Origin of the sequence: Pseudomonas fluorescens, assembly GCF_002837185.1 — a bacterium.
GTDB classification, from domain to species: Bacteria; Pseudomonadota; Gammaproteobacteria; order Pseudomonadales; family Pseudomonadaceae; genus Aquipseudomonas; species Aquipseudomonas fluorescens_AM.
The window spans coordinates 88675-103694 of record NZ_KZ477992.1 but is presented as its reverse complement, the minus strand read 5'-3'; the positions used below and the strand labels follow the sequence as shown (position 1 = coordinate 103694).

Here is a 15020-nt window from a genome sequence, read left to right as displayed (position 1 = left end):
TTCGCGAGGGGCAGCTCTTGGCCAGCGGCGGCCGGTCACCAATACGGTGGGGTATGAAATCGCCTCGCAATTCAACCGAGCGTACGGACGGCTTTCTGGCCTGCCGTCTGCCCGTGACGCTGCGCAATTTAGGCCACCCTCCTCCGCCAGAGCGCGTGCATCAACCATTTGAATTGGCAGCACCAAAGTTAGAAGTGAGTAATTACCGTCCCGGCAATGCTCTCGGCAAAGCCATCTCCGAAGACTGCGGTTGGTGTCGCAAAGCCCGTGCGCCGTTCGCCATTCAGTACTCGACGCGCAGCTTCCACAGCTGCCAGTGGCGTATAGGAATAACCGTTCACGGTTTCGATTACAGACGTTGCGGTTGTTCCATCAGCACCTATGACCTCAACCACTGCGCGTGCGCGATGCGTATCCCGTTGCTCTGCCGTGGGTCCGTCAGGCAGTTGCGACAGATCACCTTCTGGAAACGCATCGCCCGCGATATGCACATACATCGCGATATTAGCAATGCCCGTCGAATGCCAACCGGTGACCAGGTCACCGAAAGATAGGGGCACGCAAAGCACCGGCCCCTGGCCAAAGTCAAAGTCCCGTGGCATCGCATCAGGCGCCGCAACCAATTCGCCGTCCACCCTTGCGAGTAGGCCTGCACCGATGATCTCACTCACGCTCATGGCCGACCCACGAGACATTGATCCTGGGACCTGAAGTGCGATGCTCATTGCAAGCGGATTTTCAACGCGCCTGGCAACCTGCACCGCCAGCGAATCAGTGGGGACGACGTCCCAACCAACGCCTGGCAACAGCATGACCTTATTGGCGGCGGCTTGAACGCCCAGTCTCTCAGCCAGCCGGTAGACGTTGATCTCGGCGGTGATGTCCAGATAGTCGACCCCAGCCTTGATGCACGCGCTCATCAATGGCTCTGCTGTCTGCGCGAATGGTCCCGCAAAGTTTAGTAATACCGAGATGCCAGACAGATCCGTTTCGAGAACTGCGCCAGCATCGAACACTCGATAGGGCACGTCCAACTGCGCGGCAAGGGTCGCAAGCCGTTGCTGGCTTCGCCCGGCGATTATAAAATTCAGATCAAGTGCTTTTGCCCGCTGGGCCGCCATACGACCGGTATATCCCGTGGCTCCGTAGATCAGTAGTGCGCTCATTGGACTTGCTGCCACTTTTTATAAACGAATTCCAGGCTGTACCCATCCGGGTCCAGTACATTAGCCGCGTAATAATCGGGGTCGTAGTGTAAGCGGGCCCCTGGCGCGCCATTGTCGACGGCGCCCTTTGCTATGGCGGCGGCATATGCAGCGTCAACTTCTGCCTTGTTGGTCGCGACGAAACCCACGTGGACAGTTCGCGCTTCAGGCAGCCCCTGACGCAACCAGAAAAACATTCGGCCATTGGCGCCAAAACCTTTAAGGTCGGGGTGTCCCGGTGGGCCGTCCTTGCCGTCGTAGTCCAAACGCGCGGTGATGCCCAGAGGCGTCAGTACAGCCTCGTAGAAACTGATAGAACGTGCGATATCGCTTACCGACAAAAAAATATGATCAAGCATGGGGGTAACCTCGTCTTTTCAGATGTTGTAGCCGCCAGCGACTTCAATGGTCTGGGCATTGATCCAAGTGCTCTCCTCGGACAGCAGCATGGCAATAACCCGCGCGACATCTTCAGGCTCACCCACCCTGCCTAGCGCTGTTTGCGCCGCCAGCATCGCTTCGAACTCATCGTTCAGCCCGCCCCCCAGCTCTGTACGGATGGCACCCGGTGATACGGCATTGGCCCGTATGTGCCGCTCGCCGAACTCTTTCGCCATATAGCGAGTGAGCACTTCGAGCCCGCCCTTGAAGGCGGCGTACGGTGCAACTCCGGCTGTAGCTACTCGGGTAGTGGCACTTGTCAGATTGACAATACTGGCGCCCTTCGCAAGGAGGGGCAGCAGTGCCTGGGTCAGAAAGAAAGGCCCTTTGAGGTGCACGTTGAACAGATCGTCAAACTGCACTTCGCTTACGGTGGCCAATGGGTTGAACAGGCCATAGCCGGCGTTGTTGACTAGGCCACTGAGCGTCGTGGCATTCCACGTTTCACGCAGGGTTACCACGACTGATTCGCGAAATGCCCCGAAACTGCCAACATCCGAGACATCGAGCTTGAGCGCGATGGCTTTCCCACCTGCGTCCTTGATGTGCTCCACAACCGAAGCCGCCGCCTGGGGGTTGGCGTTATAGGTCAGGATGACACCCATACCTTTCTTGGCAATATGCTCGGCGGCACTGGCACCGATTCCGCGGCTGCCGCCTGTGATCACGATGACGCTCATATCTGTCTACTCTGTGGTTGGAATGTGCGTCCAGAGTAATAATCAGCGCCTGGCAGGTCATATCGTTTCCTACTCGAAACCTGCCTGTTTCTACTTTTTTCTTGCGCGAAGAGTGGTTATACCTTCAGCATGCCAACCATGGACAACCAACTCAAAGAACTCAGGTTACTGGCGGCCGGCGCTGAAAATCGCCGAACCGAAACAGGCATCCCGCGTGTGGCCATGGTTCAGGGCAAGATCCCCGAGCACCTGCTCGCGGCGGTCTATGACCCCATGATCAATCTGATTCTGCAAGGCAGCAAAAGCATGACGGTGGGTAATCGCACGCTTAGGTATGATCCTGCGACCTACTTTGTCATGTCCATCGATCTACCAGCCGTGGGTTCAGTACATCCCTGCGCATCTGGCGAGCCATACCTGGCAGTCAGTCTGACGCTTGATCCGGCAGTCCTGGCGACATTATTCGCCGACTTGCCCAAACCTGCCGTACGTATGGAAAATAATCCCGGCTTTTCGGTGGCCTCGGTTACGACCGAGTTGATGGACGCCTGGATACGCATGCTCCGACTGATGGGAGATCCAGATGCCATCGCAGCTTTGGCCCCGGTTTACGAACGGGAGATCATCTTCCGCGTCCTACAAGGGCCGCATGGATGGATGCTCAGAGAGATCGCAGCGCCTGATACCGCCATGGCCCGCGTTAACATGGCTATTCAATGGATTCGCCGCGACTTCGCCGAGCCCATCGGCGTAGAACGCTTGGCGGCACGAGCATCGATGAGCGTCTCGGCATTTCATCGCCATTTCAAGGCGGTTACCAACTTGAGCCCTTTGCAGTATCAGAAACGCGTGCGCTTGCTCCAGGCGCGAACACTGATGGTGGCAAATGCCAAAAGCGTCATGGCTGCGGCCTTCGAGGTCGGCTACGAAAGCGCCACGCAATTCAGTCGCGATTATGCTCGGGTGTTCGGGCTACCCCCTGCAAAAGATGCGGGGCGGATCCTCGGGGAAACGAGAGACGTCAGCCGCTAGTCAGTGAAGTGAGCACTCAACCGACGCCTCTCAGGCCGTGCTGCACGGAGTCAATTGAAGCCAAATCAGTGAGCGGCAATACCGGAACGAATAGCGATCACGGCATACTTTACCTGATCCACCTTGGGCCTCTCCTGACGCTGAGGACTCCACCATGAAACACCATTGGAAAACCTCTGACATTGCTGCCTGCAAAGCATCCGGAATTTGGTGGACCGACGCGCAGAAGCGTCCATCCATAGCGGCTGCTCAGTGCCCAGGCAAGCCAACGATGTGAAGAATATCGCTAAATTTTGTGAGATAAACGGCTTTGCAATCGTCAGGCAGGGATCCATAGCCCCAACTGGCAAAAGCAAACGGTATTCCGTATCCGCGTGCAGCTTCAAAATCGTTCCTATTGTCTCCGATCATTATCTTGGGAAGCTTTGCGTGACAGGCACGCGCGGCCAATGCACCCAGGTGTCTGGGGTCAGGCTTCTTGAAAGACACGGTATCCCCACCACAAACGATATCCATAAACCTCAACAGGTCGGTTTGCCTAAGGATATCGATGGCAATGGATTCGTCTTTATTCGTACAGACAGATATTTGCCAGCCCGCTTCTCGCAACGCGCCAAGGGTTTCAATTACCCCGTCATAGGGTTTTGTCATCGGATGGTCAGTGTGTTTGTAGCGCGAGATGAAGGTATCAATCGCTTCTTCCCTATCATCCACCCCTCGCAGGGAGAACGCTCGCCCGGCAAATGAGCGCATTCCGTCACCGAGGAATGTTGAAGCCGTTGCGACCAAAAGAGGCTCAAGATCCCGCTCGATAAGAATTGCGTTCAGTTGCGCTGTCATGTCGCCCGCAGAGTCGACGAGCGTGCCGTCCAGGTCAAAAATGATTGCGTCTGTCTCTACTGGATGTGCAATGTTCAGGTCGCTTATCGACATGGAATTTTACTCACGTTTTGCAGAACGCCTTTCAGATTGCAGGGCTCTGGGAACAGCTTCGTTCGCTGCGCATCAGCCCATACACCGCAGCGGATGCGAGTAGCGAGAACATAGCGGCAATCACAAATGCGCCCGCGAATCCCTGGCTGTAGCTCTGCTGAGCGAGCCCATTCAGCGTTTCGGTTAATTCGTGGGGATACATCGCGATAGCACGTTCGAAGTCGCCTGCCATGACGTACTCGAAAAATCCGGGTTTAGCAGAAACCCCCGCGTCTATCAGTTTGTTTTCAATCGCAGATTTCACTCCGCTGGCGAGCACCGCTCCCAGCCCGGCGAAACCCAGCAAGATGCCGGTGAACCTGGATGTGGTGCTGATGCCGGACGCCATTCCGGCGCGACTCCGAGGAACCGTGCCCATGATGGCCTTCTGGGTTTCGCCATTCAGCAATCCACCGCCTGCTCCCAGAATTGCCATGCCGGAAATCAGCAACCGTGGTCCCTGCTGAACGGCGGCGAACATCAGAATAAGGTTACCCAGTGCAACGATTAAAAGGCCCAGTGCCAGGATTTCTGCGCTCCCAAGATAGCGCGAAAGGCGCCTGCCTACTTGCGGAAAGACCAGCATCGCAGTGGCAAAGGGAAGCATGGCGATACCCGCTTCGACTACCCCGTTTCCACGGCCATTTTGTAGAAAGAGTGGCAGCAGCGATGCCATGACCTGTGCAGATGAGGCATACGCGAGCATCGCAAGCACGGCGCCGACGAAGGGTCGGGCTTTGAACAATTGGAGATCAAGCATTGGGTGGGTGCGACGTTTTTCAACCCAGACAAAAACGGCGAACAACAGCAGGCCTGCGATCATGCTCAGGAGAACAGGGGTGCTCGACCATCCACGACCGGGGCCAGCGATCAGTGCCCAAGTGGCACTGAACATCCCTAGCGCGAAAAGCCCGATTCCCGGTATGTCCAGAGTCCTGGGCGTGGGGTCACGAGATTCATCCACCAGCGTCACGACCGCTGCCGCCAGCAATAAGCAGACTGGGATGTTAATAAAGAAAGCCCAACGCCATCCCAGTGAACTGCTGATTACTCCACCAATGAGCGGCGAAACAACCATCGTAAGTCCCATGATTGCACCCCATATCGCCCAAGCGTGGCTGCGTGCTTTTTCATCGTGAAAAGTGTGTCCAATGATGGCTAGGGCAGGAGCAAGCAGGAAAGCAGCGCCGACTCCTTGCACCGCTCGCGCCAGATAAAGGCCTGGCGCTGAAGGCGCCAGACCGCAGGCCAGAGAAGAGACTGCAAAGAGAGCTATTCCAACCAGGAAGACGCGTCGTCGGCCATATCGGTCAGCGATGGAACCGGCTGGAAGCAGGAGGGCAGCGAAGCAGAGCACGTAGGTGCTTATGACCCACTCGATCTCTGCAAATGAAGCATGAAGATCCCTGGCAATGGTTGGCAAAACGATGCCCACGACGTTCGTATCCAGAACTGTCATGGCACAGCCTGCCGATGCGACAACCAATATGGCCGCTTCTTTTCTCATGCAATGACAGCCTCTTCTAATAACGGGAACGGTAACCGCACTGTTTGAAAAGGGCTTTTATTTAAAGGCAGCTAGCCCGGCTTGAGCGATCTCTTCATCGTGCTGTGGTGTGTCCGCAGATACCCCTACAGCCCCAACGGTGTGTCCATTGACGATGATCGGAAAACCACCACGCATCAGCACAAAGCCTTGGGCGGTGATGGCGGCAGGTCTAGTGCCGTTGATGGCATCTTCCAGCGCGCCACTGGGACGACGGAATAGAGCGGCTGTGCGTGCTTTTCCGGGGGCCAGCTCAACGCCTGCCGGCACAGCAGCGTTGTCCATTCGAGCGAGGAGAACAGGCGAGCCGGCGTTATCGACAACTGCGATCACGCACGGCCATCCAGCCGTTTGCGCTTTTGTTTGCGCTGCTGTGAGGATTTGTTGAGCCGCGGCAAGCGTCAGAACGGGCTGGCTGGGCAAACTCGATGCTGCGGCTGGCAGAGAGAGCAGAGCAAGGGATCCAGCAAGAGCCAAGGCAGTCGCGAGGTGAGGAAGACGGAACATGGTGAACTCCTGATGTCGTGAGTCCAATGATTGGAACAGCGGTGATAATTCAGTACAACAAAGCTTTATGGCTTTATAATTCAGAAAAACTGAATATCAGGTTCCGCTGCCATGGACATACGCCATCTCCGCGCCTTCGTAACAGTGGCGGAAAATCTACATTTTTCACGCTCGGCCGAGCAACTGGGCGTTTCTGCCCCAACTCTCACTGCGCAGATTCAGGAAGTGGAGAGCTTGTTAGACGCTCGGCTTTTTAATAGAACAAAGCGGACTGTCGCTTTAACGCCAGCTGGGGAAGCGTTTTTGACAGAAGCGCGCGCCACTCTCGAACAATTCAAAAGAGCTGTTAACGTGGGCCAACGTGCAGGCCGAGGCCAGGTTGGCCGAGTGGAAATCGGATACGTGGGTTCAGCCGCCTTTTTCGGGGTACTCCAGGACCAGGTCCAGCGCTTTCGCAATCAGTGGCCAGCCGTCATGGTGAACACCAAGGAACTCCCTACCGAGCAGCTCACGGCACTTCTTGAGGACGGTCGGATTGACGTGGCCTTTGTACGGATGCCGGTGCATCTGCCCGACGCTATCTCCAGCCGTATATTGGCCCGAGACCGATTCTGCGTTGCGTTGCCAGCGGACCATTTTCTGGCAAAGACAGTTGATGACATTCGCCCGAGTGCGCTTGCTGGCGAGTCGTTTGTGCTACCTGAACAAGGATTAGGGTTGCGTGAAGTGGCCAAGCGCGGGAAATTCGATCCATACATTGGTTCGGTGCCCGGAAGTCTGGTCGCCGTGCTGACACAAGTGGCACTGGGTGTGGGTATAGCCGTCATTCCCAGCGTTCTGATTCAAACTGTTCAACTGCCCAATGTGGTCTTTAGGGAGATCGCTGGGCCTCCCATTTTTTCAGAGGTGGGTGCTTTGTTTCGCCGCCATGAGAAGTTGCCAATTGTGTGCAACCTGATTAGCCAGATCCTAGAGACCGACGAAGGCGTATGGAACAGCGACCCCCTTCGAAGTTCGCAGAAATAAATGCCCTGAGGCGTAGGCTTGCGGTGGGAGATAGGCCGAGGTGGCTGCTTCTCAAGGGTCTCCAATAACGGGGTGGGTATGGGAGACACCCATCAGCATGTCATCATTGTTCACGTTTTTTAAACGTTGCGGCCAGTTGCGACTGAAGGCTATCGGCTAGATGCTGTTCCTCGTTTAGCAAAGGAATGAATCAAAAGCGGACAGCGGGTGGCCTGCAAGCACCGCTCCCGACGAGGATCGCCCCTGTGCGCATGGCATTGCCCTTTTCGCTTGATGCGCAGTGATATTTACGATTTCGCGGGCGCCAATTACATCGACGATTAGGCGATCTGATCTGTCCCCCCAAAAAGCCGAAAGCCCGCAATTACGCGGGCTCCAGGGCATTTCTTGCTAGTAGGTGCCGGACGCTGCCGGACGTCCCATCATTCCCACTCAATCGTCGCCGGCGGCTTGCTCGACACGTCATACGTCACGCGTGAAATACCTTCGATTTCATTGATGATACGGCCACTGACAGTCTCCAGCAGTTCGTACGGCAGGTGTGCCCAACGCGCCGTCATGAAGTCGATCGTCTCAACGGCACGCAGGGCCACGACCCACGCGTAACGACGGCCATCGCCGACCACGCCTACAGACTTGACCGGTTGGAACACCACGAACGCCTGGCTGACCTTGTGGTACCAGTCGGCCTTGCGCAGTTCTTCGATGAAGATGTGGTCGGCGCGACGCAGCAGGTCGGCGTATTCCTTTTTCACTTCACCGAGGATGCGCACGCCCAGGCCCGGGCCCGGGAATGGGTGGCGGTAGACCATGTCGTACGGCAGGCCGAGCTCCAGGCCCAGGCGACGGACTTCGTCCTTGAACAGTTCGCGCAGCGGCTCGACCAGTTTGAGGTTCATTTCCTCAGGCAGGCCACCCACGTTGTGGTGGGACTTGATCACGTGGGCCTTGCCGCTCTTGGCGCCGGCCGACTCGATCACGTCAGGGTAGATGGTGCCCTGGGCGAGGTACTTGATGTTGTCCAGTTTGTTGGACTGGGCATCGAAGACGTCGATGAAGGTGCGGCCGATGATCTTGCGCTTCTTCTCCGGGTCGGACTCGCCGGCCAGGTTGTTGAGGAACTGCTCCTCGGCGTTGGCGCGGATCACCTTGACGCCCATGTTCTCGGCGAACATGGCCATTACTTGCTCACCTTCGTGCAGGCGCAGCAGGCCGTTGTCGACAAAGACACAGGTCAGTTGGTCGCCAATGGCTTTGTGCAGCAGCGCAGCGACCACAGAGGAGTCAACACCGCCGGACAGGCCGAGCAGCACGTTGTCGGTGCCGACCTGGGCGCGCACTTGGGCGATGGCGTCTTCAGCGATTTTCGACGGGGTCCACAGGGCTTCACACTCACAGATGTCGAGGATGAAGCGCGACAGGATGCGCCCGCCTTGCTTGGTGTGGGTCACTTCCGGGTGGAACTGCACGCCGTAGTAACGACGCTCGTCGCTGAACATGCCGGCGATCGGGCAGCTTGGGGTACTGGCCAGGATGTGGAAGTCCTGCGGCATTTTGGTGACCTTGTCACCGTGACTCATCCACACGTCGAGACCGAACAGGCCATCGGCGTCGATGTGGTCTTCGATACCGTCCAGCAGGCGGCTCTTGCCGACCACGTCGACACGCGCATACCCGAATTCACGCAGCTCGGAGCCTTCAACCTTGCCGCCCAGTTGCTCGGCCATGGTCTGCATGCCGTAGCAGATGCCGAACACCGGTACGCCCAGGTCGAAGACCGCTTGCGGGCAGCGCGGGCTGTCGGCTTCGTGCACGGACTCGGGGCCACCGGCGAGGATGACGCCTTTGGGTGCGAATTCGCGGATCGCTTGGTCGTCCATGTCGAACGGATGCAGTTCGCAGTACACGCCGATTTCACGCACGCGGCGGGCGATCAGCTGGGTGTACTGGGAACCGAAGTCGAGGATCAGGATGCGGTGGGCGTGAATGTCGAGGGCCATGAAAGAAACTCTGAAAAGCAGTTGCAAGCTTCAAGCTGCAAGCTGCAAGTAATCGGAAGCCGCGCGGAGACTGCTTCAACACAGCTCCGCTTGCAGCTTATAACTTGTGGCTTAGAGCTGTCGGCCTCAGCCGACCCGATAGTTTGGCGCTTCCTTGGTGATCTGCACGTCGTGGACATGGGATTCAGCCATGCCGGCGCCGGTGATCCGCACGAACTCTGGCTTGGTGCGCATTTCTTCGATGTCGGCGCTGCCGGTGTAGCCCATCGAGGAACGCAGGCCGCCCATCAGTTGATGGATGATCGCGCTCAGGGTGCCCTTGTACGGCACACGGCCTTCGATGCCTTCCGGGACGAGCTTCTCGGCGCCTGCCGAGGAGTCCTGGAAGTAACGGTCGGAAGAACCTTGCGCCTGGGACATGGCACCCAGCGAACCCATGCCGCGGTAAGCCTTGTAGGAGCGGCCCTGGAACAGTTCGATCTCGCCCGGCGCTTCTTCGGTACCGGCGAACATCGAGCCCATCATCACGCAGGAAGCACCGGCTACGATGGCCTTGGACAGGTCACCGGAGAAACGGATGCCGCCGTCGGCGATCAACGGAACGCCAGTGCCTTCAAGGGCCGCGGCGACGTTGGCGATGGCACTGATTTGCGGCACGCCGACACCAGCAACGATACGCGTGGTGCAGATCGAGCCAGGACCGATACCGACCTTGACCGCATCGGCACCGGCTTCGGCCAGGGCTTTGGCGGCAGCGCCGGTGGCGATGTTACCGCCGATCACCTGGACATCAGGAAAGTTCTGCTTGACCCAGCGCACGCGGTCGATCACGCCTTTGGAGTGACCGTGGGCGGTGTCGACCACCACCACGTCAACCCCGGCAGCGACCAGCGCCGAAACGCGATCGCCAGTGTCTTTACCAGTGCCGACCGCAGCGCCAACACGCAGACGACCTTGGTCATCCTTGCTGGCCAGCGGGTAAGCCTTGGCTTTTTCGATGTCGTTGACGGTCATCATGCCCTTGAGGGCGAATTTGTCGTCGACGATCAGCACGCGCTCGATGCGGTGCTTGTGCAGCAATTCGCGCACATCGTTCTTGTCGGCGCCTTCCTTGACCGTGACGAGGCGCTCTTTAGGCGTCATCACTTCGCGGACGGTGACTTCAAGACGGTTCTCGAAACGCACGTCACGGGACGTGACGATGCCGACCAGGTCGCCATCGTGCAGTACCGGAACGCCGGAGATGTTGTGCAGGCGGGTCAGTTCGAACAGATCGCGCACGGTAGCGTCGGCTTCGATGGTGATGGGATCTTTCACCACACCGGCTTCGTAACGCTTGACCTTGCGCACTTCGGCAGCTTGCTGCTCGATGGTCATGTTCTTGTGGATGATGCCGATGCCGCCTTCCTGAGCCATGGCGATGGCCAGACGGGCTTCGGTGACGGTGTCCATGGCAGCGGAAACCAGGGGAATATTCAGCTCGATGCCACGGGTTAGGCGGGTCTTGAGACTGACTTCGTTAGGAAGCACCTCGGAATAACCGGGCACTAGGAGAATGTCGTCGAATGTCAGAGCTTCTTGGCTGATACGCAGCATCGCGGGGGCTCCCGAGCGGGAAAATGGAAGCGCGCCATTATATACATGCACCCTGTCGGGCTCAATGTAAAACTCTGACAAACTTGGTAATACTGATAGATGGAGAGAACCTGCTGCGTTTCTGTAGGAGCGAGCTTGCTCGCGAAGAACGCCAAGGCACCGCGTAAAACCAGGCAACCCGCGTTATCGTTGACGATTTTCGCGAGCAAGCTCGCTCCTACAGTTCGACTTTGACCCAACTCATTTTTTGATCGAGCCAATCGGCAAATTCATCGATAAAACTTTGCTTGAACCCCGCCTCCGCCCAGTTGTTGAAGATAAACCCCAGGTTGGAAAACCCGCACGCCTGCAGGAACAGAAAGCCGTTGATGTCATCTTCATGCCCGCACAGCGGGCAGGTGAAGTTGTCGGTGTGGCCGGGCATCCAGTCTTCCAGGCTTTCGAACAGCGCTTCGCCGACTTCCTTCAGGCACTCCGGGCAGCCGGCTTCTTCGAGAAAGCCCTTGGCCGGCGTGTAGATGCAGCGCTTGTAGATGATTTCAAGGCCATTGACGGGCTCGTTGAACGGCAGCGCTTCAGGGTGCAGCACCACCGCGCGGGCGCCGTCGGCCAGGGCGTAGGCCATGCGGTTGCCGGTGCGGCCGCAGGTGGTCAGCTGTTCCTTGATGATGTTCTTGCGCACCAGCCAGCGCACGATTGCCCGGGCGCGGGGTTCGTGGACGGGCAAGGTGGAGATTTTCGGGACAAGGATGCTTTGGGAATTCATGGGAGTCCTGCGGTGGGGCTGCTGACGTCATCGGCGGCGAGCCCCCTCCCACATTTTGAATTGTGAACACAGTCAACTGTGGGAGGGGGCTAGCCCCCGATGGCGCCCTGAAGGCTGGCAGCTTAATCCCTGCCCCACACAGGTCAAGTACTCAAATACCGTCCAATCAACGCAATCCCACTGGCCAGCACCAGCCACGTCACCAACCGCACAAACGCCTCGCGGGACATCCGCATCGTCAGCCGGCGCCCGCACCACAAGCCCAGCGCCATTGCCGGCAACAGGCACAGCGCCAACATCAGCAGCGGCAATTCGGCATACACCCCGGCAATCAGAAACAGGCTCAGGCGCACCACGGTGCTGCAACTGATCAACGCACTTTGCGTGGCCCGCGCCGCCTCCTTGGACAGACGGCTGTTCAGGTAGATCGCATATAAAAAGCCGCCGCTGCCGAACAGCGCACCAAACAAGCCGCCAACCGTGCCCATGGGAATCGACCAGCCCGCCGCCAATTGCGCAGGTCGCGCCTTCACCGCCAGGCTGTAGACCGCGTAGGCACTGATAAACAGCCCCATCAACAACAGCAGCAAGTCGGAATGCAGGTTGAGCAAAAACACCACACCCAAGGTGCAGCCGATGGCCATGCACGGCAGCAGTCGCAGCAACTCCGGCTTGCTGACATCCCGACGTGTTTGCAGCAGGCCACCGAAGGCGGCGACAAAATCGAGCAAGACCAACAGCGGTATGATCTTCGACAACGGCATGAACACAATGAGCACAGGCCCTGCCACCAACGCCGTACCGAAGCCGGCGATACCGAAAACGATATACGCCACAACGATACCGAGGCCGATCACCAGCCACTCAACCGCGCCAAACGACCACTGGCTCATCAGCTCAACCGGACTCATGGGTAATTCCTTGAAAGAGAATGCCGACACTTTAGTCATCCGTGAGCATTGCGCCAGCGCGAAGGCGCACGCAGGTGGAGCAGTTCTGTCAAACCTGGCACGAATGCCTATAAACTGCCGCCCATGATTAAAGATCCTTTTGCCCGATTGGGCCTGGACCGCGAAGTCCTGACTGTCAGCCAGCTCAACGGCCGCGCGCGGGTGCTGCTGGAAGACGTGTTCACCAATATCTGGGTGGAAGGCGAGATCTCCAACCTCGCCCGCCCGGCTTCCGGCCACGTGTATTTCACCCTCAAGGACAGCGGCGCCCAGGTGCGTTGCGCGCTGTTTCGCAACAACGCTGCGCGGGTGCGCCAGGCGTTGAAGGATGGCCTGGCGGTGAAAGTGCGCGGCAAGGTCTCGCTGTTCGAGGGCCGTGGCGACTATCAATTGATCCTCGACACCGTGGAGCCGGCCGGTGATGGCGCGTTGCGCCTGGCCTTCGATGCCTTGAAGGAAAAGCTCAGCGCCGAAGGCCTGTTCAGTGCCGAGCGCAAGGTGCCATTGCCGGCGCACCCTCGGCGCATCGGTATTATCAGTTCGCCGACCGGCGCGGTGATTCGCGACATCATCAGCGTATTCCGCCGCCGCGCGCCGAACATTGAACTGACGTTGATCCCGACCGCCGTACAAGGCCGCGAGGCCATCGCGCAGATTGTGCGTGCATTGAAACTGGCCGACGCCCGCGGTTTCGACGCGCTGATCCTGGCCCGTGGCGGCGGCTCGCTGGAGGACCTCTGGTGCTTCAACGAAGAAGCCGTGGCTCGCGCGGTGGATGCCTGTGTCACGCCCATCGTCAGCGCGGTCGGCCATGAAACCGATGTGTCGATCAGCGACTTCGTGGCGGACGTGCGCGCCCCTACCCCGTCCGCTGCCGCTGAACTGCTGGCACCGGACGCCAGCCACCTGGTGCGCCAGGTCGAAAACCTGCAGCGCCGCCTGGTGCTGTTGATGCACAACCGCCTGCGCCATGATCGCTTGCGCCTGGAGGGCATGGCCCGACGCCTGCGACACCCTGGCGAACGTCTGCGCCAGCAGGCCCAGCGCCTGGATGACCTGGACATGCGCCTGCGCCGCGCTTTCGAGCGCAGCCTCACTACCCGTCGCGAACGCCTGATTCGCCTGGAAACCCGCCTCGCCGGCCAACATCCGGGCCGTCAACTGGCCCTGCTGCGCCAGCGCCTGGACAGCCTCGCCGAACGCCTGCCCCGCGCCATGCGCGAAGGTCTCAAGGCGCGGCGCCTGCAGCTGCAAAGCCAGGTGCAGACGCTGCACGTGGTCAGCCCACTGGCCACCCTGGGCCGTGGCTACAGCATCCTGCTCGACGAGCGTGGCCAGGCGATTCGCAACGCCGCGCAAACCCACACCGGCCAGCGCCTGACCGCACGCCTCGGTGAGGGCCAATTGCAAGTACGGGTGGAAGACAACCACCTGACACCCGTCACCCTTTCGCTACTGGATTGACTGATGCCACGCTTTCTCAGCTTGTTGATGCTCGTTTGCCTGACCTTCAATGCCCATGCCGACAGCTACATCACCCGCTTGCTGAACAAGCCGGTGCCCGGCGGCGTCGCTGTCGTGGACCTGGGCACGGCGGCGACCGCGCCCAAGGCCACCTACCTCAACAGGCCGGTGCTGGTGGTGAAGGAGCAAAACACCTGGCTGGCGATTGTGGGCATCCCGCTGACGGTCAAGCCCGGCACCGAACGCATCACCAGTGGCGCGCGACAACTGCCGTTCGTGGTGGGCTTCAAGAAATACCCCGAGCAGCGCATCACCTTGAAGAACAAAAGCCAGGTCAACCCGCAACCGGCGCAACTCAAGCGCATCGAGGGCGAACTGGCCGTGCAGCTCAAGGCCTACCGCAGTTTCAGCCCGAACACACCGAGCAACCTGCTGCTGGACAAACCGGTCAACGGGCCGCTGTCGAGCAAGTTTGGGGTAAGACGGTTCTTCAATGGCGAGGAGCGCAATCCCCATTCGGGACTGGACTTTGCCGTGGGCGCGGGTACGCCGATCAAGACGCCGGCGGCTGGCAAGGTGATCCTGACCGGCAACTACTTCTTCAACGGCAACACCGTGTTCGTCGACCATGGCCAGGGCTTTATCAGCATGTTCTGCCATATGTCGAAGATTGACGTGAAAGTCGGCGACCAGTTGGGGCGTGGCGCGGTCGTGGGCAAGGTCGGCTCGACGGGTCGGGCAACCGGCCCGCATATGCACTGGAACGTCAGCCTGAACGACGCGCGGGTTGATCCGGCCATTTTCATTGGTGCGTTTCAGCCCTGACCGGCGTGTC

General features: G+C 58.8%; 14 protein-coding genes. 4 read left to right on the top strand and 10 right to left on the bottom strand.

Translation table 11 applies throughout. From position 1 onward, the window contains the following. Nucleotides 1–188 precede the first annotated feature (188 nt). Genes CIB54_RS10150 through CIB54_RS10140 form a run of 3 tightly spaced genes read right to left on the bottom strand, consistent with a single transcriptional unit; the run spans nt 189 to nt 2326 of the window. The gene (locus tag CIB54_RS10150) at nt 189–1166 is read right to left on the bottom strand and encodes a saccharopine dehydrogenase family protein (RefSeq protein WP_065951271.1); all 978 of its coding nucleotides are present in this window, start codon (nt 1164–1166) and stop codon (nt 189–191) included. Continuing rightward, nucleotides 1163–1564 carry a VOC family protein gene (locus CIB54_RS10145; RefSeq protein WP_065951270.1) on the bottom strand — a complete coding sequence of 134 codons (402 nt, stop codon included), beginning with the start codon at nt 1562–1564 and terminating at the stop codon, nt 1163–1165. Before CIB54_RS10145 ends, CIB54_RS10150 begins: the two co-directional genes overlap by 4 nt. Before the next feature lie 18 nt (nt 1565–1582). Beyond that, nucleotides 1583–2326: an SDR family NAD(P)-dependent oxidoreductase gene (locus tag CIB54_RS10140; RefSeq protein WP_101219706.1), complete on the bottom strand. Its 744-nt coding sequence runs from the start codon at nt 2324–2326 to the stop codon at nt 1583–1585. Between the two features lie 138 nt (nt 2327–2464). Here CIB54_RS10140 and CIB54_RS10135 point away from each other — a divergent pair, with 138 nt between their 5' ends. Next, on the top strand, nt 2465–3358 hold the full coding sequence (locus CIB54_RS10135) for an AraC family transcriptional regulator (protein WP_101219705.1): 894 nt from the start codon (nt 2465–2467) through the stop codon (nt 3356–3358). Nucleotides 3359–3607: 249 nt separating this feature from the next. Here the strand turns inward: CIB54_RS10135 and CIB54_RS10130 are convergent, their stop codons facing one another. The 3 genes from CIB54_RS10130 to CIB54_RS10120 are packed head-to-tail and all read right to left on the bottom strand — an operon-like array spanning nt 3608 to nt 6383. Then, complete coding sequence (locus CIB54_RS10130) at nt 3608–4291, bottom strand: HAD hydrolase-like protein (protein ID WP_065951268.1); 684 nt, start codon at nt 4289–4291, stop codon at nt 3608–3610. 31 nt (nt 4292–4322) lie between these two features. Then, on the bottom strand, nt 4323–5837 hold the full coding sequence (locus tag CIB54_RS10125; protein ID WP_101219704.1) for an MFS transporter: 1515 nt from the start codon (nt 5835–5837) through the stop codon (nt 4323–4325). Nucleotides 5838–5894: 57 nt separating this feature from the next. Further along, the gene (locus CIB54_RS10120; RefSeq protein ID WP_101219703.1) at nt 5895–6383 is read right to left on the bottom strand and encodes a GlcG/HbpS family heme-binding protein; all 489 of its coding nucleotides are present in this window, start codon (nt 6381–6383) and stop codon (nt 5895–5897) included. 111 nt (nt 6384–6494) lie between these two features. On the opposite strand from CIB54_RS10120, the gene CIB54_RS10115 reads away from it, so the two are divergent. After that, nucleotides 6495–7409 carry a LysR family transcriptional regulator gene (locus CIB54_RS10115; RefSeq protein WP_101219702.1) on the top strand — a complete coding sequence of 305 codons (915 nt, stop codon included), beginning with the start codon at nt 6495–6497 and terminating at the stop codon, nt 7407–7409. Nucleotides 7410–7831: 422 nt separating this feature from the next. Here CIB54_RS10115 and guaA read toward each other — a convergent pair whose 3' ends face one another. From guaA to CIB54_RS10090, 4 genes are all read right to left on the bottom strand, one after another. After that, nucleotides 7832–9409, bottom strand: coding sequence for a glutamine-hydrolyzing GMP synthase (gene guaA, locus CIB54_RS10110; protein WP_101219701.1), 1578 nt, complete (start codon nt 9407–9409; stop codon nt 7832–7834). 126 nt (nt 9410–9535) lie between these two features. Beyond that, nucleotides 9536–11005, bottom strand: a complete 1470-nt coding sequence (guaB, locus tag CIB54_RS10105; RefSeq protein ID WP_015885726.1) for an IMP dehydrogenase — start codon at nt 11003–11005, stop codon at nt 9536–9538. 217 nt (nt 11006–11222) lie between these two features. After that, nucleotides 11223–11771, bottom strand: a complete 549-nt coding sequence (locus tag CIB54_RS10095) for a sugar ABC transporter ATPase (protein WP_065951263.1) — start codon at nt 11769–11771, stop codon at nt 11223–11225. A gap of 143 nt (nt 11772–11914) precedes the next feature. Continuing rightward, complete coding sequence (locus CIB54_RS10090) at nt 11915–12682, bottom strand: sulfite exporter TauE/SafE family protein (protein WP_065951262.1); 768 nt, start codon at nt 12680–12682, stop codon at nt 11915–11917. A 123-nt stretch (nt 12683–12805) separates the two neighbouring features. Here CIB54_RS10090 and xseA point away from each other — a divergent pair, with 123 nt between their 5' ends. Both xseA and CIB54_RS10080 read left to right on the top strand, forming a co-directional pair. Continuing rightward, nucleotides 12806–14185, top strand: coding sequence for an exodeoxyribonuclease VII large subunit (gene xseA / locus CIB54_RS10085; RefSeq protein ID WP_065951348.1), 1380 nt, complete (start codon nt 12806–12808; stop codon nt 14183–14185). A 3-nt stretch (nt 14186–14188) separates the two neighbouring features. Then, complete coding sequence (locus CIB54_RS10080) at nt 14189–15010, top strand: peptidoglycan DD-metalloendopeptidase family protein (RefSeq protein WP_065951261.1); 822 nt, start codon at nt 14189–14191, stop codon at nt 15008–15010. Nucleotides 15011–15020 lie beyond the last annotated feature (10 nt).